Below are 552 nucleotides of genomic sequence, written 5' to 3'. Positions count from 1 at the left end.
TGTTGACTATGTCTGAGGGAAGGACTTATAAGCCGCGTCACTGAACGAGGGCGGCGGCGCTGCTGGCGACGAAGTTTCTCGCTCTAGGGTTTCCGGATTGGCTGGATTGCTGATTGATGGTTTGAGGCTTAGGTGCTTTGGACTTTGTGGAACTTTATTCGACCGGGATGACTGGTCTGTTATTTGACAATTGAAGATGAGAAGAAAGAGAAACGTGGGCGGCGGAGCTTGCGGGACCGGAAGGAATTCCGGTTCTTTGAAAGAGACTTTGGCGGTCACGTTTATCAAGAGAAGTTACACTGGTTTTTGACGGTTGGTTTCGGCTGACTGTTTAGAAAACAGGTGTGAAGTTCTCGTCGATTCAGAACGTGACGTAAATGCCAATGATTGAATTCTCAACATGAGAGTTTGATCCTGGCTCAGAACGAACGCTGGCGGCAGGCTTAACACATGCAAGTCGAGCGCCCCGCAAGGGGAGCGGCAGACGGGTGAGTAACGCGTGGGAACGTACCCTTTACTACGGAATAACGCAGGGAAACTTGTGCTAATACC

1 rRNA gene is annotated in these 552 nt (G+C 50.4%); it reads left to right on the top strand.

Annotated features, from left to right (window positions below):
• Nucleotides 1–396: 396 nt before the first annotated feature.
• Nucleotides 397–552, top strand: a 16S ribosomal RNA gene (locus ACPYOJ_RS34630); the annotation flags it as partial.

This window comes from Rhizobium sp. SVR5-9E, from assembly GCF_056755095.1.
Note: the sequence above shows the minus strand (reverse complement) of the source record. Positions and strands in the feature narration are given on the sequence as shown.